Below are 19,956 nucleotides of genomic sequence, written 5' to 3'. Positions count from 1 at the left end.
ATTCGGGACATGGTTCACCTGCCGATCGGGGCGTGTTCGGCTGCTTTGATGGTCGCGGCGGCGTCTCGTGCGGTGATGAAGCCGTCGCGGAGGTTCTGTGCGGTGGTCGCGCGTACGGCGGAAACGTACGCCCGATGCGTCGGATACAGCTCGCTCAAAGTCGTGCTGTCAAAGGGAATCCAGCTGCCGCTCTGCCGGCACGCACTGTCGGTCGCAGGCGTCAGGCCGATGTTCCAGCCGGTATTGCGTTCGATGGGTACGTCGACCGCAGCCAGCCGGATGCCACCGCGAGCCAACTGATACTGATCCCTGGCGAGGGTCAGCGGAGTGGTAGTGAAGTCGGTGATCTCCAATTGAGGCGCCGACGGTGGCGCGACACCCTGCCGCACCCAGCGGACGACGTGGTCGAACATCGCGTTGAGGACGTAGTGGTACGGCGCATTGCTCCGAGCCGGCGACACACACGGTGCCTTGGGCCCGGGCAGTGGACCAGTGACGCCCGCATCACGCAGTCGTACGGCGCTGTTGGTCAGGAACGCCTGTCGATCGGAATGCGACGCGCCCGCGATCTCCCAGAACCGGAAAATAGGCGTGTCCGACTGCCGACGATTGCCCTGGCCGTTGAGCACGTCGTACTCGGATGCGGTCTTGAAGATCTTGGTGGTCAGGTCGGGGCGGATGGCGACGCCACCGTCGATGATCGTGATGGCGTCGTACACCGGTGCGGTCGGATGGACCGAGTTGGCGTAGATCGCCAGTCGGCCGGCGGATTGCGACTGGCCGGTGGCGATCACGGTCCGCGGTCGCCAGTGCGCGATAGCGCCGCTCTTCAAGGCTTGCGCGGCCTGGCTGAAGACGTCGTAGCTGAGCGAGTCGTCGGTGACGGTTCCGCCCGCGGTGAGGTCGAGGGTGCCGTATCGGCTCGGGCTCCAGGCGCGCAGTCCGGTGGGGGAGTTGACACCGTTGCGCTGGGCGCTGACTCCGACCCAGGTGTAGCCGGAGGCAACGAGATGCTCCCAGGAGCGGTTCCACATCACTTCGACGTCGAAGTTGTTGGTGACGTTGTACCACTCGACGACGACGGTGCCGTTCGACTTCGCGGTGGACGCAGGACGTCGTACGACGAGACGAGTGCGATAGGGGTGACCAGAGCTGATGACTTCGCCGGTGGCCTGGTCGGGGGTGGTGTAGTTGCTGGCGGTGCCGTCGAGGAAGTACTCCTCCTCGAGATAACCGTACCGGCGCAGGTCGCGGTCGGTGGACATGAAGGGGTAACCGTGACTGGGATCGCCGGGCGAGGAGGTGACCGGGATGGGACCGATGACGGTCGGGGGAGGGTTGGGGGCGGGCGGTTCTTCAAGGGGTGTGGACGTGGGTGTCAGGCCTGAAGTCAGTAATGCCAGGGCGGTAAGAGCTCGCAGGATCATGGGTGCTCCTCAGAGGCCCAGGTAGATGCGCCTCACTTGGGGGTCGTGGCGGAGGTCGTGGGAGGTGCCGGTGGCGGCGATCTCACCGTTCTCCATCACCAGGCAGGTGGTGGTGACCTCGAAGGTGAGCTTGGCGTTCTGTTCGACCAGGACGATGCCGAGGCCGTCGGCGTTGAGCCGTTTCAGGACGGTGGCGATCTCGGCGACCAGGATGGGGGACAGGCCCATCGACGGTTCGTCCAGCAGCATCACCTTCGGCCGGCACATCAGCGCGCGACCGACGGCGAGCATCTGCTGCTGACCGCCGGACAGCGTCCCGGCCAGCCGGTGGCGCATGTCGCCCAGGACGGGGAACAGGTCGTAGACCTCGTCGATCGGGGTCTTTTTCCAGGTGCGGCAGTAGGCGCCGAGCAGGAGGTTCTTCTCCACCGGCAGTCCGGGGAAGACGTGCCGGCCCTCGGGGACGTAGCCGATGCCACGCCGGACCAGCGTGTGTGGTGCGGCCCGGAGCAGGTCGTCGTCACCGAAGCGAATAGTGCGGGCCTGGCGTGGTGCGAGGCCCATGATGGCCTTGAGAGTGGAGGTTTTGCCGGCACCGTTGGCGCCGATGATGCCGAGGGATTGGCCCGGCTCGACGGTGAACGTGACGTCTTGTGCCGCACGGACCCCGCCGTACCGGACCGAGAGGCCTTCAACGGTCAGCGTGCTCATGCTCCGCCTCCCTTTCGGTGGGCGCTGCCATGGAGTCGCCCAGGTAGGCCTCGACCACGCGCGGATCGACCGCGACCTCGTCCGGTGGACCGTCGGCGATGACACGTCCGCCGGACAGCACGGTGACGTGGTCGCACAGGGACATGACCAGGCCCATGTTGTGCTCGATCACCACGACCGTGACACCGGAGTCGCGGATCGAGCGGACGATCTCCGCGAGCCGGCCGACCTCGTCGCCGTTCAGACCCGCGGCCGGCTCGTCGAGCAACAGCAACGACGGCAATGACGCCATCGCCCGCGCGATCTCGACCCGCCGCTGGATCCCGTACGGCAACGACCGCGGGATGGCATCGGCGAACTCGGTCAACCCGAACCGGTGCAACACCTCATCGGCTCGGCCGCGCAACGACCGCTCATACCGCGACACAGCCCACGGCAGCGCAAGATAGCGCCAGATCCATGACGTCCGAGTGCGGTCCAGCGCGACCAGAATGTTGTCCCGCACAGTCAGGTCCTCGAACAGCCGCAGATTCTGAAAAGTACGCGCGACGCCCTTCAACGACAGCCGGTACGGCGCCAAGCCGCCGACCGAAGCGCCGTCGAGACGAACCCGGCCCGCGGTGGCCGTGTAGAACCCGCTGATCACATTGAAGAGCGTCGTCTTCCCCGAGCCGTTCGGACCGACGATGCCCCGGATCTGGCGGGCGGGCACCGACAGCGAGACGTCCTGCAGTGCGACAAGTCCCTTGAACCGCTTGGTGACCTGGTCGATCTCGAGCACACTCCGCGCGTCGGCCGGCGGGACTTCGTCGTACGGGACAAAGGGGGAGAGGCGGGGACGCTCGCCGGTCTTGCGGCGGAAGACTTGAGCAGGCAGCCCGGCCAGGCCCTTGGGGAAGAAGACGACGACGAGTACGACGACGATGCCGTAGCCGAGCTGGGCGAAGGCCGACACGTCGAGCAGCGCCTCGCGGACAAAGGCCAGGCCGAGTGCGCCGATGACACAGCCGACGATGCTCGCGCGGCCGCCGATGATCACCATCGCGAGCAGCAGGAACATGTTGCCGATGTTGAAGGTCTCCGGCGCGACGAACCGGATCAATCCGGCATACAGCACGCCGGCCACCCCGCCGTACAGCCCGGAAAGTACGAACGCAGTCATCCGCAGCAGCGGGATCTCGGCGCCGAGCGCACCGGCGGCGAGGTCGTCGTCGCGCATCGCACGCAGGCGGCGGCCGAGTGGTGAGCGGGTGACGAACAGGGCGAAGACCAGTACGAGCGCGAAGACGGCCAGCTCGAGGTAGTAGTAGAGGTAGCCGCTGGACAGGTCGATGCCGAACAAGGGCGGCACCGGGATGTCGCTGATGCCCTCGGCCCGTCCGGCGATCCCGGCATTCGTGACCCAGTTGATGAAGCCCAGCGCGAGGCCGAGGGTGACGATGCCGAGGTAGTGCGACTGCATCCGCAACGCCGGGATGCCGACCAGCAGCCCCGCTGCGATCGACGCCAGGATCGCGAGTACGGCGGCCGGCCAGAAACCGAGGCCGGTCCGGCTGGTGAGGATCGCCACCGTGTAGGCGCCGATCCCGAAGAACGCGACCTGCGCCAGGTTGATCTGCCCGGCCACGCCCATGGTCAGGCCGAGGCCGATGGCCAGCACGGCGAAGATGACGGCGACGTCGACCACGTGCATGGTGTAGCCGCCGAGCCCGTAGGGGAGCAGCCAGGCGGCGACCGCGATCGGTGCCAGCAGCAACAGTCGTCGTCTCACGCCCGGTTCACCGTCGCCTCCCCGAAGATGCCGGTCGGCCGGATCATCACGGCCAGCGCGAACACCACGAACGTGACCAGTTCGGAGTACGCCTGGAAGTTGCCGGCGGCAAAGGCATCCAGCAGGCCGAAGGCGATCCCGCCGACGATCGCGCCCGGCATACTGCCGAAGCCGCCGAGCATCGCCGCGGCGAAGCCCTTGATGCCGAGCGTGCCGCCCATGGTCGGATTGACGTAGAGCATCGGCCCGATCAGGCTGCCCGCGACCGCGGCCAGGCAGGCGCCGATCCCGAACGCCATCGCGTTGCTGCGGCCGACATGGATGCCGCACGCGGTCGCTGCCTCGTGATCCATCGCGACCGCCTGCATCGCCGCGCCGAGCTTGGTCCGGCGCAGGAAGAAGGCCAGCATCGTGGTGGCCAGCGCCGCGACCCCGATCACCAGCAGGCTGTACGTCGGAATGCGGACACCGCCGAGGTTCAACGGCTCGGTGGCCACCGGGCTCGGTACCGCGTGCCCGGTCGCGCCCCAGATCAGGATGGCCAGCGCCTCCAGGACCGCGCCGAAGCCGATCGTGCCGATCAGCATCAGCGTGAAGTCCTTGTTCTCCAACGGCCGCAGGAAGCGCTCGATGATCAGGCCGATCAGGCCGGTGACCACGATCGCGACCACGATGGCGACCGCGAACGGGACCTTGCTGGCCATGTAGAACGTCGAGGCGGCGTACGCGCCGATCATCACCACGCTGCCGTGCGCGAAATTGACCAGCCCCATCGTCCGGTAGACGATCGAGAAGCCCATCGCGACCAGTGCGTACACCGCCCCGAACGTGATCCCGCCGATCAGGGTCTGAAGGAAGACCTGCACGTCAGCTCGCGGTCGCCGGGACGGCCTGGCCCTGCTTGATCAGGCCGATCTTGGTCTCGTGGATGCCGACGCCGAACTCGTCGTAGTTGTACTGGCCGAGCAAGCCGTCGCGCTTGACACCGCGGATCGCGTCGGCGAGTTCCTGGCCGCCCTTTCCGCCGGTCTTCTTCAGCGCCTCGATCAGGATCGAGGCTCCGTCGTACGCCTTGGCCACGTGCAGCCGGGCATCTTCGCCGTACGCGGCCTTGTACTTCGCGGCGAACTCCTTGATCGCCGGGCTGGCCTCGTTGCTGAGGTACGGCGAGCTGACGACCGAGCCCTCCGCGTTCGCCAGGCCGGCGGTGGTGGCGTAGACGTCCGTACCCATTGGGGCGCCGCCGGCGAAGATCGCCTTCAGGCCGAGCTCGCGGGCCTGCTTGGCGATCAGCCCGGACTGGACCTCCTCGGCGCCGATGAACAGCACGTCCGGGTTCTGCTGCCGGATCTTGGCCAGGTTGGAGTTGAAGTCCTTCTGCTCCGGCGTGACCACCTCGTCGGCGACCGGCGTGACGTTGCGGGCCTTGAGCGACTTGGAGAACGCGTCGTGCTCGCCGCTGCCGTAGGCACCGTTGTTGCTGATCAGCGCGATCTTCTGGTAGCCCTTCTCGTCGACCAGGTACTTGGCCAGGGTCTCGTCGAAGGTGACGCTGGTCGGGGCGTTCAGGAACAGGAACGGGCTCTTCAGCTCGGCCAGCTTGGGCGACTGTCCCGAGGTGATGTTCGGGATCTTGGCGTCCTTGAGGATCGGCGCCATCGCCAGCGTCACCGCGCTCTCGGCGGTGCCGAGCATCGCGACGTAGCCGTCGGAGGAGATCTTGCGGGCCAGGTTGGTGCCGACCGTCGGGTCGCCCTGGTCGTCGAACAGGTCGAGCTGAAGCTGCCGGCCGTTCACTCCGCCGGCCTTGTTGGCCTCGTCGACGGCCAGCTTGACGCCCTTGTTCTCCCACTTGCCGAGCGAGCTGAGCTGGCCGCTCTGGGCGTTCACGTTGGCGATCTTGATGGGTCCGGTGGCCTCGCCGGAGGATCCGGAGTTCTCTCCGGGCGGGGCACAGGCGGTCAGAGCTGCCAGGACGACAGCGACGATCGTGAGTCTCACGGTTCACCTCTGGGCGAATAATTCACGAACTAGTACGTTAGTTATAGCGGCGCGAGTCGCCCGAGGAAATACCTCGAACGCCCCATCAGACGAAGAATTCGCCGTATCACGCTCCCGGCGACGAAGTCGCCGTTCCCTTTCAGGTGACGAAGTCGCCTTGGTAGATGTCTTTGATGTTCCAGTGGCCCGGAGTGGGCACCGGTTCGTTCACCATCGGTACGTCGATGACGGCCGGGCGCCGGTTGGCGACAGCCTGATGTAATGCGGTGCTGAGGTCGTCCGGAGCAGAGACGTCGTACCCGTCCGCACCGCACGCTCTGCCCAGCGGGGCGAAGTCAGGGGTGGCGGCGAAGTCGCAGCCGTAGCTCTTTCCGAAGGCGGAGGTCTGCAGGTCGGAGATCGTGCCGTGCGACTGGTTGTTCATCACGACGAAGATCACCGGTGCGCCCTGCTCGACCGCCATCGATAGGGCGGGCAGCTGAGCGCTCATGCCGCCGTCGCCGATCAGCGCGACGACGGTCCGATCAGGTTGGGCGAGCTGGACGCCGACCGCCGCCGCTGGTCCGAAGCCCATCGTGGAAGCGCCGCCCGGGGTGATGAAGCGGCCGGTGTCGGGCAGTTCGTAGCACTGGGCAACACCGTTCTTGTTCCAGCCGACGTCGGTGACGAGTACGGCGTCGGGCGGCAGGGCTGCACGCAGATCGGTCAGGATCCGCTGCGGCCGGAGCGGGAACGCGTCACTCGAGTCACGCACGAAGGACGCCGTACGCGTCTGCCTGATCTGCTCGCGCAACTCGGGTCGCTCGGCCGACGGATGTGACTTGGCCGCTTCCCCGATCGCCCGGACGGCGAGACCGACATCCGCGACCGCGCCGATCGTGACCGGATAGCTGCGGCCGAGTTCGTCCGGGTCGATGTCGATCTGGATCAGCTTGCTGTCGGTGAAGTCCCAGGTATAGCGGGGATCCCACGAGCTGGCGTCGGTCTCTGCGAAGCGGGTCGCCAGCGCGAGTACGACGTCCGCCGTACGGGCGTAATCGTTGGTCAGCTCGAGTCCCCAGAAGCCGGTCATGCCGAGCACCAGCGGATGGCTGTCGGGAATGGTGCCCTTGGCCATCAGCGAATGCGCGATCGGGATGTCGAAGTGTTCGGCCAGCCCGATCAGCTCTTCGCGGGACTCGCGCAGCCCGCCGCCCACGTAGATCAAGGGCTGCTTTGCTGCCGCCAACTCTGCCGCGATCCGCTCGGCCGTGTTGGTGGGCAGGTCCGGACGGTCCGCGTGACTCGCCCGTGGGTACGGCGCCGCCGGCCTGCTGAACACATCCATCGGCACGTTCACCAGGACCGCACCAGGTCGTCCGGTGGTAGCCGTCCAGAACGCCCGCTCGACAGCCCGGCCGAGCTCATCCGGATGCTGCACATCCCACACGCGCTTGGTGAACGGCCGGACGATCGCCGCCTGGTCGGCGTCGGCGTGCAGGTTGATCTCCTGATGCGGATGGCGTCCGCGATAGTACGACGGGATGTCGCCCGCGATCACCACCAGCGGAACGGAATCCAGCGCCGCGGTCATCACCCCGGTGACCGCATTGGTCAGCCCAGGCCCGACGTGCACCAGGACCACACCCGGCTTGCCCGACGCCCGCGCGTACCCGTCAGCCGCATGAGCCGCAGCCTGTTCGTGCCGGGCGATGACGAACCGGACAGGGCTCCGCCCAAGTGCATCGAGTACGGCGATATTGGTGTGCCCGCAGGTGCCGAAGACGACTTCGACTCCCAGCTCCTCGAGCTGCTCGACCAGTGCTTCGGCGGCTGTGCTCACTGTTCTCCCCAAATCGACATTCCCCGTAGCAGCAGGGTTTTGGTGACGGTGAAGTCCTCGATCATCCAGCGGGGCGACTCGCGGCCGATGCCGGAGTCCTTGACCCCGCCGAACGGAACGTGGTCGAGCCGGAAGTTGGACGAGCCGTTGACGACCAGCCCGCCGACCTCCAGTGCGCGCCAGGCGGTGAGGACGCGGCGTACGTCGTACGTGAACAGGCCGGCCTGGAGGCCGTAGCTGCTCTGGTTGCAGGTCTGGATCACGTTCTCGAACGTGTCGTAGGGGAGGACCGCGACGCAGGCGCCGAAGACCTCCTCCTTGATCAGCGTCGCGTCGGGCGCCGGGGCGGCGACGACCGTGGGCGCGCAGACGGCGCCGTCCCGGGTGCCGCCGATGGTGACCGTGCCGCCCGACTCGGCGGTCCAGCGCACGACCCGTTCGGCCGCGTCGTCGTCGACCATCGAGCCGACGTCGGTGTTCTCGTCGAGCGGGTCGCCGACGACGAGGCTCTTCACCTGCCCGGTGAAGGTCTCGACGAACTCGTCGAAGCGTTCGCGCTGGACGTAGACGCGTTGCACGGAGATGCAGCTCTGACCGGAGTTGCTGTAGCCGGTACGGGCGCAGATCGCTGCGGCCTGCTCGATATCGGCGTCCTCGCAGACGATGGTGGCCGCGTTGCCGCCGAGTTCGAGCAGCGCTCGCTTGGGGCCGGCCGCGTGGGCGACCGCGGCGCCGGCTTTGGCGCTCCCGGTGAAGCTGACGACGGCGATCTCCGGTGCGCCGCAGAGGGCGGCGCCGACGTCGCCGCTTCCATGAAGTACTTGGACTGCTTCTGCTGGCATGCCGACCTCGAGCAGGAGTTTGACCAGTTCGGTCGAGACGGCCGGCGCTTGCGGGGGAGGCTTGACGATCGTGGTGTTGCCGGCGGCAAAGCTCGCGGCGAGTTTGTGAGCGAGCAAGTTGGCGGGCGCGTTGAACGGCGTGATGGCCAGCACCGGGCCGGCCGGCGCGCGATAGGTGAAGGCGGTGTTGCCCACTCCGCGAGCCCAGCCCGCGACCGGGAGGTTCTCGCCGCTGATCGCGCGAGCCTCCGCGGCGGCGACGGCGAAGGTGTCGGCCACGCGGAGCATCTCACCGCGGCTGTCCTTGAGCGGTTTGCCGAGTTCGAGGGCCAGGAGCCGGGCGAAGTCGTCACGGCGTTCGGTGACCCGGGCCGCGGCTCGCTCGAGGATCTCGGCCCGGGTGGCGGGTGCCAGTGCGGCGATCACCTTGGCCTCGCTTCGGGCATGGTCGAGCGCTGCCGTGATGTCGGCGGGCTGCGCCGTACGGGCTCGGCTGACGGTGCGTCTGAGGTAGGGACCGGTGCGATCCGTCGACGGGCCTTCGGTCAGCCAGTTGCCCGCGACCAGGCATCCGGCGGCGTAGATTCCATCCATGGCGCTCCACTCGCTCTGGGAGGCGGTCCTCGATTAACTAACCGTATGGTTCATTAGCGCGACTGGCAAGGGTCCGTCGCGTGGTTCGGTTGATCCGCAGAGCGGACCGCGAGTACTGTCGGCCTGTGCCTTCGGAGAATTCCGGCGAGACCGGCGTGCGCAGTGTTCAGCGGGCTTTCGACATCTTGTCGCTGCTCGCCGAAGGTCGCCGTACGCTGACCGTTCGCGAAGTGGTCGAGGAGACCGGCCTGGCGAAGACGACGGCCCTGCGGCTGTTGCAGACGCTGGAGCAGATGGGGCTGTTGTGGGCGACGTCCAAGGGCTACACGGCGGGCCCGGCGTTGTGGCGCTGGGCGCATCTGGCCAAGTCGGCGTGGGAGCTGCCGCCGGAGATCATGCAGCTGATGCGCGAGCTGGCCGCGCGGCAGCGGGAGACGGTCAACCTCTATGTTGCCAAGGGCATCCATCGGGTCTGCATCGCGCAGCAGGAGAGCCCGCAGTCCTTGCGGCACGTCGTCCGGGTCGGCGACGAGTTGCCGCTGTGGGGTGGTGCGTCGGCGAAGATCCTGCTGCGCGATGTGCCGGAGACTGTGCTGAAGCGGGTGGCGGCCAATTCGCCGTACGGAAAGGAACATGTGGAGACGCTGCGGCAGTGGGTCGTCCAGGCCGCGGAGGACGGCTACGCGGTCAGCCATGGTGAGCGGGAGCCGGGGACTTCCGCGGTGGCGATGCCGGTCACCAGTGGGTCTGGCGCGATTCTCGCGGCGCTGACGTTGAGCGGTCCGACGGTCCGCTTCACCGACGACAAGATCGAAGGTTTCGTCGCCGATCTCCGCGAAGCGGCGAAGCGGATGACGGACCGCGGTTTCGACCACCCGTTGCGCTAATACACCTCGACCTTTCCCGCCGGGCGGCCGTCGTTGAAGAAGAACTCGCCGGGCTTGGTGAAGGTGTAGGTGAACGACTCGCCGGGCTTCAGTGCGACGTCGAAGAGTCCCTCGAAGAACTGTGTGGCTCGATGGACCTTCGTGTTGCCGGCCGGGTTGACGAAGGTCACCGTGGTGCCGGCCGGCACCCGCAGGTGTGTCGGGCTGACGGCGTTCACCGCGTCGGACTCCTGTGCTTGGCCGGCGATGCGCCCGAGTACGACGGTGTTGTTCACCGTGCTGCCTTCGACCGGGCTACCGGAGACGGGCCGCCTGATCACCGGCGCCGACGGTGTCGCGGCCGGCGGTTGTACGCCGTCCAGCTTGAAGGCCCACAGATGGTCGCCGCGGGGCGCGGAGTTGCCGTAGGGGATGCTGGTTCCGCCTGCGTAGACAGCGATGTACTGCTCGCCGTCGATCTCGTAGGCGATCGGGCTGCTGCTCACCGCGGCGCCGGTCTGCCAGCGCCAGAGTTCGCGGCCGTCCCGCGCGTCGAGGCAGAGCAGGTTGCCGTCGGGCTGGCCGATGAAGAGCAGGCCGGCCGCGGTGGTGAGGATGCCGTTGCCGTGAGCAAGCGAATACGGCATCCGCTTCTTCCAGGCGACCTTGTTGGTCCGGGGGTCCACGGCAACGATGCCGCCGGTCATGTACTCGCCGGGTGGGCGCAGGCCGTTGGAGGCTTCGGTGAGTGAGTGGGCCGCCGCGACGTAGCCGAAGCCGGTGTAAACCAGGCCCGTCTGGTGACTGTAGGACTGGTGATTCCAGTCGGCACCGCCGCCGTGTCCAGGGATGGTGAGGATGGGCTCGTCCCAGTGCGGCGTGTACAACTTGCCGACCTTGAAGTTCGGCACGGCTCGATTCGGGTTGCCCGGGATCGCCGTACCCATCGGCTGGCGGACCGGGACCTGCTCCGTCCACCCGCCCTGCCGGGGGAAGGGCTGGGTCGGCCAGGTCTTCTGGCGTGGCTCCTGGGGGACGGGCCGCTCGTCGATACCCAGCGGTGCGGAGCCGTTGGTGCGGTCGAGGATGTAGTACATGCCGGTCTTGCTGCCGTAGACGACCAGCTTGCGGTTCGGGGTGTCGACCAGGACCGGCGCCATCACGTTGTCCATGTCCCAGATGTCGTGGTGGATCGACTGGAAGTGCCAGCGGTACGCGCCGGTCTTCAGGTCCAGGGCCACGATCGAGTTGGCGAACAGATTCTGACCGCCGCGCTGCGAGCCGTCCTGGGAGGACTGGCTGCCTCTCGCGTTGCCGAAAGTCCAATAGACCAAGCCGAGTTGCGGATCGAGGGCGCAGTGCATCCAGGGGGTGGCGCCGCCGGTGAGTGCGGACTGTCCTTCCCAGGTCTCGCCGCCGAGTTCACCGGGCGCCGCCGTACCCCAGAAGTGCCAGAGGTGATCGCCGGTCTCGGCGTCGAAGCAGAGGGCCGCGCCGCGTGGGCCGTCGTTCGTGCCGCAGTGCAGCCGGCCGTCGTGGTAGACGATCGCGACCTTCTCGAGGTTGCCGTAGTCCTTGTGCTGGCGTTCCCAGACGACTTGGCCGGTCTGCTGGTCCAAGGCGATCAGCCAGTTGCCGTTGGCGCACGTGAAGACTTTGCCCGCGCCGACGGCGACGCCGCGCCGGGTGAGCGGTCCGCGGGTCTGGAGGTACTTCCACTTCGTTTCGCCGGTACGGCCGTCGACCGCGGTGACGTTGCCGAGTGCGGACTCGATGTAGAGCACGCCGTTCACGGCGACGGCGGTGCTCTGGCTGTTGCCGGCCATCGCGCCGCCCTCGATGTTGTTGACCCACGCGCCCTTCAACCGCTGGATGGTGTCGCGATTGATGGCGCGCAGCGTGCTGTAGTTCTGATTGCCGAGGTTGCCGCCGACCTTGGGGAAGTCGCGCCCGGGCAGATCGGGCGCGACTCCGGCTGAGGCGACTGCAGTGGTGGCTTGAGCGAGGACTGGTGCGGCGACGGCGACCTTGAGGAGTTCCCTGCGACGGAGCATGAGCGACCCTCTCCAATGGTCCGCTAGGCGGACTGACGGAACCGATGGATGGACGCACCCTAGGTCTTGCCGGAGCTCGGGTCAACGGTTAGCTTCGAACCGCTATTCGGTTCTGCCGGTCCACTGTACGGACCGCACCGAAATCAGGGAGTCAGCATGCGCATCGCTCTCGTCACCCTTCTCGTCGGCCTGGTCCTGTCGCCGCCGCTGGTTGCGGAGAATCTCGGCGACCCCGATTACGGCGTCTGCCGCGGCACCGACGCCCGCTGCTACCACGACTGGGGCAACTTCGATCCGGCCGACGGCTACCGCCTCCTGGTCTATTCCCGTACGGCGGGACCGCGGCACGCACACCTGGGAACACCGCTCGGCCCTGGCCTCAACCCGCCCTTGAACGACAACAACGTCGCGGTGAAGGCAGTCGTCGAGCTGGGCCAGGAGAACGGCTTCGCGGTCGACTACACCGAAGACGTCACGCAGCTCGCGTCGGCCGGGCGGCTGCTGTCGTACAACGCGGTGATGTTCCTCAGCACCACGCGCGACACGCTCGACGATCCCGCGCAGACCGCGCTGCGCCAGTACATCCGGGCCGGCGGCGCGTTCATCGGCGTACACAACGCCTTCGGCACCGAGTACAACTGGCCCTGGTACGAAGGGCTGTTGGGGAACGCGAACTTCTACGACCACAGCGCCCATCAGCCCGGTGTCGTCGAGACCGTGAACACTCGCGACGTCTCCACCCGCGGATTGCAGCAGCGGTGGAACTTCAGCGACGAGTGGTACAACCTCGTACCCTTTCCGACCCGCGTCCGGGTGCTCCTGGAGGTCGACGAGACCACCCTCCCGCGGGGTGTGCGGGGGAGCCTCGGGCATCCCGGTCATGGCAAGCATCACCCGGTCAGTTGGTGTCAGTACTACGACGGCGGCAAGGCGTGGGTGACGACACTCGGCCATGACGTGAAGGCATGGACGGACGAACCGCTGGAAGGCGACCAGTTCTTCACCCAGCACCTGCTCGGCGGGATCAGGTCCGCGCTGGGAATGGCACCGTTCTGCCGCTGATCCGGTTGGCAAGGACCCGCTGGTGAGCGTATAACTAATTAACCAGTTCGTTCATTAGTGAGGTGCGATGCTCACCGCCGAACGCCAGACCCTCCGCCCCGTGATTGCCACGGCCTGTCTGTCCGGCACGCTGGAGGACAAGCTCGCGGCCGCCGCGGCGGCGGGCTTCACCGGTGTCGAGGTCTTCGAGGACGACCTGATCATGTCGCCGTGGTCGCCGCGGCGGGTGCGGGACGAGTGCGCGGCCCTCGGGCTGTCGATCGACCTGTACCAGCCGTTCCGGGACTTCGAGGCGGTGCCGGCCGAGCCGTTCGAGGCGAATCTGCGCCGGGCCGAGCGGAAGTTCGACCTGATGGAGCAACTCGGCTGCACCACGCTGCTGGTCTGCTCGTCGGAGTCGGCCGCTGTCGATGACGACGTACTCGCGGCTGAGCAGCTGACGACGCTGGCTGAGCGTGCGGCGCGGCGTGGGCTGCGGATCGCTTATGAGGCGATGGCGTGGGGACGGTTTGTGAACACGGCCGAGCATGCGTGGCGGATCGTTCGGGAGGCGGGTCATCCGGCGCTTGGACTGTGCCTCGACAGCTTCCATCTGTTCGCTCGTGGTGAGGAGCTGCCCGACGTACCGGGGTCGGCGATCTTCCATGTCCAGTTGGCCGATGCGCCGCGGTTGAGCATGGAGGCGGTCGAGTGGAGCCGGCATCATCGGCTGTTCCCCGGGCAGGGTGTGTTCGACGTCGCCGGCTTCCTCGACCAGGTCCTGTCGACCGGCTACTCCGGGCCGCTTTCGCTGGAGGTGTTCAACGACGTCTACCGGCAGGGAGATCCGCGGCATGCGGCGGTGGACGCGATGCGGTCGCTGCTCACGCTGGAGGAAGCCGCGCCGGCTGCGCCGCCACTGGCCGGACACGCTTTCACCGAGCTCGCTGTCGACGAGGCGTCGGGCCTGGCAGTGGCGCAAACCCTGGCTGCGTTGGGTTTCGCTCACACCGGGCAGCACCGGTCGAAGCCGGTGGAGTTGTGGCAGCAGGGGAGTGCGCGAGTACTGCTGAACTTCGCGCCCGAGCGGGCCGTTCATCCGGCGACTGCCTCGATCTGCGCGCTGGCCGTGGACAGCGCGGATCCGCAGGTCTCTGCCCGGCGTGCGGAACGGCTGCTGGCTCCGGTCCTGCCCCGCAGCTTCCGGCCCGATGAGGCAGACCTGACCTCAGTAGCTGCTCCCGACGGCACCGCGGTCTTCTTCTGCCGGACGGACTGGCTCGACGACTTCCTCCCGACTGGTGACGCCCCGGCCGCTGGACTGCTGACTGGAACCGACCACGTCTCGCTGACCGAATCCGTGGACGACTTCGACCACGCCGTACTGTTCTATCGCTCGGTGCTCGGGATGGAGTCGGACCAGATCGCGGAGCTGCCCGCGCCGTTCGGCTTGATCCACCGGCGTACTGCCACCGACCCGAACCATCGCGTCCGGATCAACCTGAACACAGCGCCGCTCCGCCGAGGCGACTGGTCACCATCGGTCGAGAGCCCGCAGCACGTCGCCTTCGTCACCGGCGATGCGGTGGCTGCGGCGGCGGCGATGCGCGAGCTGGGCGCGCCGCTGCTGAAGATCCCCGAGAACTACTACGACGACCTCGACGCGCGACTCGCGCTGCCGGCCGAGCTGCTGGCTTCGATGCGCGAGCACTCGATCCTGTACGACCGCGACGCCCACGGCGAATACCTGCACTTCTCCACCGAGATCATCGGCGGCCGGATCTTCTTCGAAGTCGTCCAGCGCATCGGCGAGTACGCCGGGTACGGCGCCTCGAGCAGCGCCGCGATCTGCATGGCCGCCCACCGCCGCAGCCGGCGAGAGCACGCACCTGAGCGCGAGTACTCACTCGCCCACCTGACCGCGCTCAGCCTGTCGCCACCGGAACTGGTCGAAGCCGCCGCCGAAGCCGGCTACCGGTACGTCGGCCTCCGCATGACCCGAGTCACCCCGGAAGAGCCGCACTACCCGCTGGCCACCGACCCCGCTTTGATGCGTACGACGAAGAGCCGCCTGGCCGCGACGGGAGTCGACGTACTGGATGTCGAGCTGGCTCGGATCGGACCGGATGGCAACCCGCGTGACTACCTGCGCTTCCTCGAGGCCGGTGCCGAGCTGGGGGCGCGGCACGTCATCACCCAGCTGCCCGATGGCGAATTCACGCGGAAGACCGACCGGTTCGCCGAGTTGTGCGCGATGGCAGCCCCGCTTGGCCTGACAGTCGATCTGGAGTTCCCGTCCTGGACCGAGACGCCCGACCTTGCCGAAGCGACGCGCGTACTGCGTGGTGCCGCCCAGCCGAACGCGGGCATCCTCGTCGACCTGCTGCACTTCGCCCGATCCGCGTCGAGCGTGGCCGAGCTGCGGGAGCTGCCGGCGGAATGGTTCCGCTTCGCTCACGTCTGCGACGCGCCCGGCGAGGTGCCGGACACCGTGGCCGGACTCATCCACACCGCTCGGTACGAGCGCCTGTTCCCTGGCGAGGGTGGCATCGACCTGCACGGCATCCTGGCCGCGCTGCCGCCCGGAATCCCTTACGCGTTGGAGATTCCGCACGCCACCCGGGTCGCCTCGATCGGCGCCAAGGAGCACGCGCGGCTGGCGATCACCGCCGCGCGTCGCCACCTTGACGCCGCTTTCAAACGAGCTGCCTAGACCTTCGCCGCGGCCAGGGCCTGGACGATGAGTTCGTTGCGAGCGTTCTGGCCGTCGGGGACCGAGGTGTGTACGCCGTCGCGTAGGTACATGGTCAGGCGTGACGGCATCGCGGCCAGGAACTCGGCCCAGTGAACGATCTTCAGGTTCGGGTAGGTCTTCTGCCGATCAGCCAGCATCAGGTTGATCCAGGCGCCGTTGCGCTGGTCGGCGAGCTGCGTTGCCGTGGTCTGACTCCAGCGGGAGACCTGAACGTTGACCCAGATGACCGTGCGGGTGGGCCCGGCGATCTGCATCACCCGGTCGACCTGCGGGCCGAAGTCCGGCGGAGTGAAGATGTCGTTCGTCCCGGTGGCCATCAGGATCCGGCGCGGCATGCCGAAGTTCGTGGCCCATGACTGGAGTGCGTCGACCGCCGGCTCGGTCGGCCGGCCGGACCAGTTGTTCACCGCGAGCAAGTCACCGGTGCGGTCGCCCAGCCGGACCGCCAACGAGTAGCCGTCCTGTACGCCGATGCTGTCGCCGAACATGAAGACGCCGTCGCTGTCCCGCACGGACCTGATCGTGGCGTCGCTGGCGATCGCCTTTCCCTGCGACTGCCAGTCGCCCAGATCGCCGGAGCCGTAGCCACTGGCGAAGGCCTGCTGTGTTCCCCCAACTGTGGTGGCCGCTGCGGCGACGGCGCCGGCCACGAGTATTTGCCGCCGGTTGGGACGGGCGGATCGGATTCCCTTCACGGGCGGTAACTGTGCGGGGATTTTCTTTCCAGGGCAAGGGTTTCTGCAGCAACCTGCAGAATGTGTAACGCCGGTGCCGGCTTCTCGGATGTACCCCTACCGTGGTTGCGGAAGTTTGGCGTTCCAGTAGTGCAGCTGGTCGGCGAGCCAGGGGATGTGCGGGTCGCCGACGGCGGTGTCGAGGCCGAGATAGCGGACGCCGACGACGGCGAGGGCGAGCAGGCCGAGGATGAGGCCGAAGACGTTGAGCGCGCTGCCGGCCACGTCCGGCCGGTGGGTCGAGACCAGGCCGACGAAGGAGCTCAGGACGGCCAGCGTCCCGAGGGCGAGAGACACGCCGAACAGGATCGAGAACGTTGCCGTGAGCATCGCTCCGAGCCCGGACACGAGCGCCGTCTCGGCGGCGATGGACATCCGTGCCCGCGGCGCCGGCGAACTGTCCAAGAGTGCTTGCAGGCCCACATCACCCATGTACCCAGGCTAGATCCGCAACGATCGCAACTCGGGCAAGCAAAGATCACGAATCAGCTGTCGCCAGAGCGAATCAGCTGTTGCCGGCCCGGATCGCGGTGACGGCGAAGCGCTCGACGGACTGGACGTGACCGCCGGTCGATGCGACGACCGTCAAGGCCGGGTCGGTGGCGCCGCGGAAACTGACCTGCGCCGACCATGGCTGCCGCTCGCCACCAGCCTGGATGCAGCAGAAGGATCCGAGCGGACTTTCGGATGACGGTTGCCGAACGTCGATCCGGATGGATTCGTCGACGCCGGTGATGCGGCCGCCGACGGTGATCGGTGAGGTCGCGCTCGCGCCGTACCGGGGACGTTCGACGGTGAGCGTCGTGTCGCTGGTGCCGACGACCTCCCAGGGCGCGTCCGTGCCCTGGCCGATCCGGACCAGGTGCAGCACGGCCGCGACCCTGGACCCGGATCCCACGGAGATCCGCGCGTCGTCGCCCTTGATCGAGCGGGAAACGACGGTATCGAGCTCGGTGAAGCCGAGGAATCCGGTCGTGAACGAGAGGGCGGTCTGGTCTGCGTCCAAGTGCCAGGGCTGCTGTCCGCCGTCTCGGTACTTCCGCTGCCACTCCTCGGCCGCCGTCACCGACGCGAACGGCCACAGCGGCTGATAAGCGAAGGGCTTGGTCGTCACCGGGGTGGATGAGCGGGTGGTCGTCGGCGCCCGGGTTGGCGTGGGCGACGTCGAGGGTGTGCTGCTTGTCCGGGGCGGTGTCGTGGGCGGGGTGCTTGCCCGGGTCGGCGTAGTACTGGCGCCCGGGAGAGGCAGCGCGCCTTGCCCAGGCGCGGAAGCAGGTCCACCGCCGAGGAACAGGACCCCGAGGCCGACCAGCAAAGCCGACACAACGAAGACCGCCGCGGCCGCGCCAACGATCGCGGCCAGCCGTCGCGTCCGTCCTTCAGGTTTCTCCGCCATCCGACCCAGCCTCCCCCACTACTCTCATTAGACAGCGGAAGCACCGGTTTAGTTGGTCAGAGTTTCCAGCGGCGGGCGCCTGCGAGGTCGACCAGGTCGCGGGGGCGGTCTCCGAAGCGCCAGAGCTTTGGTTTGCCCTGGGGCGGGATGACGACTCCGATGGTGCCGAGCTCCTGGCCGGCGGTGTCCTTGGCGCCGGTGTAATGGATGCCCAGCTGGTGATCGGCCTTCCGCTTGACCTTGCCTGAGCTGACCGCTTGCCGGGCCTCGCGCAGGGCGTCCTGCGACACGGTGTGCGGGAAGTTGAACTTGCCGCCGCCCGCGACTGACGAGACCAGGCTGAGGGACGGCGCGATCTGCTCCACGAGTTCGAGGCTCAGGCCGTGCTTGGACAGGTGGTGCGGCACTTTGAAGACGTCGGCTTTGAGTGGATCGGATCCGAGCGCGATCCGCAGCGCTTCGGCGGCCGGCGTCTGTTCCGGTTTGAGTTCGGGGAAGTCGGCGAGCACATGGGCCCACGAGACCGTTTGGGCATCCGCGCCGAGCAGGAGCCGCCGCGTCTCCGGCTTCACGAATTCCCGGTTCTCGAAGCGCTGCACCACCCGGCCGGCCGGGAACTCGAGCCGCATCGTGATCGACGAGTTGTTGATCTCGATGCCGTAGGTGTCATAGCGATTCCGCAACGAGATGGCCGGTGACAGCGCCATCACCTGCACGGTGCCGAGGTAGCGGGTGTAGCCGCTGGTGGGCTGGGAATGCCGGATGTCGTGGCCCGCGTTCTCCAGGTCCTCGAGCGTACGCATCATCTCGATGTACGACGACCCGGTGTGAAAATAGCCGGGTTCCCAGAACTCGCCGATGTGGTCGCCGAAGGTGTCCAGGAATTCGGGCATTCCGCCGATGTGGTCCTGGTGCGGGTGCGTCGCCACGACGAGTTCGAACAGCGGCCGGCCCGGCGGCGGCTCCGGCAGTAGTCCTGCTTCGCCGAGGGAGGCGACGAGTGCGGGCAGCTTCCTCGTGGTGGCGCAGTCGACGACGACGGCTCGCCGCCGGCCGTCGGGTGTCTCGGGCAGCAGGATCAGCTGGGTGTCGCCGTCTCCGACGTTCAGCAGGAAATACACGAGATCTGATGTGCCGATCGACGCGATGAACGGTTTCGACGCGTCGAAGGCCGAGGCGGCCAGTGCCTCGACCGGACCGGCGGTCATCGGGCGCTCTCCCGCACGTACGCACGCCATTCGGCGGGCTCGGCCAATGAGTCCGTCTGTTCGGTGACTCCGACGCTTTCGACGAGTGCTTCGTCGAGGGACGAGGCGACGGCGCCGTAGAACGCGGCCTTCGCGGCTTTCCGTGCGTCGGCGGTGATGTCCGCGATCGGCCCGATCGGATCGAGCAGGTATTTGCGCTCACGCGCGGGCAGCATCATCGCGAAGGTGTCGCCGATCTTGGGCGGCCGATCTTGCAGGACCGCCGGAATTCGCCGTGCGTGGGCCAGTTCCTGCCACGTGGCTGAGGGCACCGCCACCTGGACGAGACGCCGGTCGGCATGTCGCACGCGACCCAACTCATCCAGTCGCGGCCACCCGGACAGCAGAAAGAGCAGCGCACCCCGCGGCGGAGGCGCATCCTGTTCGTCGATGACGACGTACGTCAAAGCTGATACGACGTCCGGATCGAACCCGGTCAGCGAATCCGGAATCCACGGCGTCCCGAGCGGCGCCGGCTGACTTGCCGTCCGCCCGCTCCTGGACTCGACCCGCGCCCGCAACCAATGCACATCGCCAGTTCCCCGCGCCCCCATCGTCCCCTCCCCAGCCGAGCCGCCCTCCCCGACGACTCGAACCCCAGTGTGCTCTCAAAGTCACCCGTCGAACAGGCCTGAAGTTGATGCCGGCGGTGCATGAAGTTCGCGAGAAATCGGCATTGGACGTATTGATTTGGT

General features: G+C 67.5%; 16 protein-coding genes. 3 read left to right on the top strand and 13 right to left on the bottom strand.

What is annotated here, in order from left to right:
* Positions 1–14: 14 nt before the first annotated feature.
* The 7 genes from EV646_RS08330 to EV646_RS08300 all read right to left on the bottom strand — a co-directional run bounded on the left by EV646_RS08330 (position 15) and on the right by EV646_RS08300 (position 9,168).
* The gene (locus EV646_RS08330) at positions 15–1,427 is read right to left on the bottom strand and encodes an alpha/beta hydrolase domain-containing protein (RefSeq protein WP_277875090.1); all 1,413 of its coding nucleotides are present in this window, start codon (positions 1,425–1,427) and stop codon (positions 15–17) included.
* 9 nt (positions 1,428–1,436) lie between these two features.
* Positions 1,437–2,138, bottom strand: a complete 702-nt coding sequence (locus tag EV646_RS08325; RefSeq protein WP_132145681.1) for an ABC transporter ATP-binding protein — start codon at positions 2,136–2,138, stop codon at positions 1,437–1,439.
* Complete coding sequence (locus EV646_RS08320) at positions 2,119–3,909, bottom strand: branched-chain amino acid ABC transporter ATP-binding protein/permease (RefSeq protein WP_132145679.1); 1,791 nt, start codon at positions 3,907–3,909, stop codon at positions 2,119–2,121. Before EV646_RS08320 ends, EV646_RS08325 begins: the two co-directional genes overlap by 20 nt.
* Positions 3,906–4,775, bottom strand: a complete 870-nt coding sequence (locus EV646_RS08315) for a branched-chain amino acid ABC transporter permease (RefSeq protein WP_132145677.1) — start codon at positions 4,773–4,775, stop codon at positions 3,906–3,908. The genes EV646_RS08320 and EV646_RS08315 overlap by 4 nt, the downstream gene beginning before the upstream one ends.
* 1 nt (position 4,776) lies before the next feature.
* Positions 4,777–5,910, bottom strand: a complete 1,134-nt coding sequence (locus EV646_RS08310) for an ABC transporter substrate-binding protein (RefSeq protein ID WP_132145675.1) — start codon at positions 5,908–5,910, stop codon at positions 4,777–4,779.
* Positions 5,911–6,049: 139 nt separating this feature from the next.
* Positions 6,050–7,732, bottom strand: coding sequence for a thiamine pyrophosphate-binding protein (locus EV646_RS08305; RefSeq protein ID WP_199236871.1), 1,683 nt, complete (start codon positions 7,730–7,732; stop codon positions 6,050–6,052).
* Entirely contained in the window at positions 7,729–9,168 is a 1,440-nt protein-coding gene (locus EV646_RS08300) for an aldehyde dehydrogenase family protein (protein WP_132145671.1), read from the bottom strand. The genes EV646_RS08305 and EV646_RS08300 overlap by 4 nt, the downstream gene beginning before the upstream one ends.
* A 125-nt stretch (positions 9,169–9,293) precedes the next feature.
* On the opposite strand from EV646_RS08300, the gene EV646_RS08295 reads away from it, so the two are divergent.
* Positions 9,294–10,055, top strand: a complete 762-nt coding sequence (locus EV646_RS08295; protein ID WP_132145669.1) for an IclR family transcriptional regulator — start codon at positions 9,294–9,296, stop codon at positions 10,053–10,055.
* On the opposite strand, the gene EV646_RS08290 is transcribed toward EV646_RS08295, so the two are convergent.
* A complete protein-coding gene (locus EV646_RS08290; protein WP_132145667.1) occupies positions 10,052–12,088 on the bottom strand; it encodes an outer membrane protein assembly factor BamB family protein in 2,037 nt (678 codons plus the stop codon). The two genes, EV646_RS08295 and EV646_RS08290, sit on opposite strands and share 4 nt — an antisense overlap.
* Before the next feature lie 156 nt (positions 12,089–12,244).
* Between EV646_RS08290 and EV646_RS08285 the strand changes: the two genes are divergently transcribed.
* Together EV646_RS08285 and EV646_RS08280 are read left to right on the top strand one after the other, a co-directional pair.
* Positions 12,245–13,150: a ThuA domain-containing protein gene (locus EV646_RS08285; protein ID WP_132145665.1), complete on the top strand. Its 906-nt coding sequence runs from the start codon at positions 12,245–12,247 to the stop codon at positions 13,148–13,150.
* 67 nt (positions 13,151–13,217) lie between these two features.
* Positions 13,218–15,842 carry a TIM barrel protein gene (locus tag EV646_RS08280; RefSeq protein ID WP_132145663.1) on the top strand — a complete coding sequence of 875 codons (2,625 nt, stop codon included), beginning with the start codon at positions 13,218–13,220 and terminating at the stop codon, positions 15,840–15,842.
* On the opposite strand, the gene EV646_RS08275 is transcribed toward EV646_RS08280, so the two are convergent.
* From EV646_RS08275 to EV646_RS08250, 5 genes are all read right to left on the bottom strand, one after another.
* Complete coding sequence (locus EV646_RS08275; protein ID WP_241995569.1) at positions 15,839–16,579, bottom strand: SGNH/GDSL hydrolase family protein; 741 nt, start codon at positions 16,577–16,579, stop codon at positions 15,839–15,841. The two genes, EV646_RS08280 and EV646_RS08275, sit on opposite strands and share 4 nt — an antisense overlap.
* A gap of 96 nt (positions 16,580–16,675) precedes the next feature.
* Positions 16,676–17,050 (bottom strand): hypothetical protein, encoded by a 375-nt coding sequence (locus EV646_RS08270; protein WP_132145661.1) that lies wholly within the window; start codon positions 17,048–17,050, stop codon positions 16,676–16,678.
* Between the two features lie 73 nt (positions 17,051–17,123).
* Entirely contained in the window at positions 17,124–18,014 is an 891-nt protein-coding gene (locus EV646_RS08265) for a hypothetical protein (RefSeq protein ID WP_199236870.1), read from the bottom strand.
* 56 nt (positions 18,015–18,070) lie between these two features.
* Entirely contained in the window at positions 18,071–19,222 is a 1,152-nt protein-coding gene (locus EV646_RS08255; RefSeq protein ID WP_158290919.1) for a ComEC/Rec2 family competence protein, read from the bottom strand.
* Complete coding sequence (locus tag EV646_RS08250; protein ID WP_132145656.1) at positions 19,219–19,815, bottom strand: hypothetical protein; 597 nt, start codon at positions 19,813–19,815, stop codon at positions 19,219–19,221. The genes EV646_RS08255 and EV646_RS08250 overlap by 4 nt, the downstream gene beginning before the upstream one ends.
* Between the last annotated feature and the right edge of the window lie 141 nt (positions 19,816–19,956).

This window comes from Kribbella antiqua (genome assembly GCF_004345665.1).
Taxonomy (GTDB): Bacteria; Actinomycetota; Actinomycetes; order Propionibacteriales; family Kribbellaceae; genus Kribbella; species Kribbella antiqua.
Note: the sequence above shows the minus strand (reverse complement) of the source record. Positions and strands in the feature narration are given on the sequence as shown.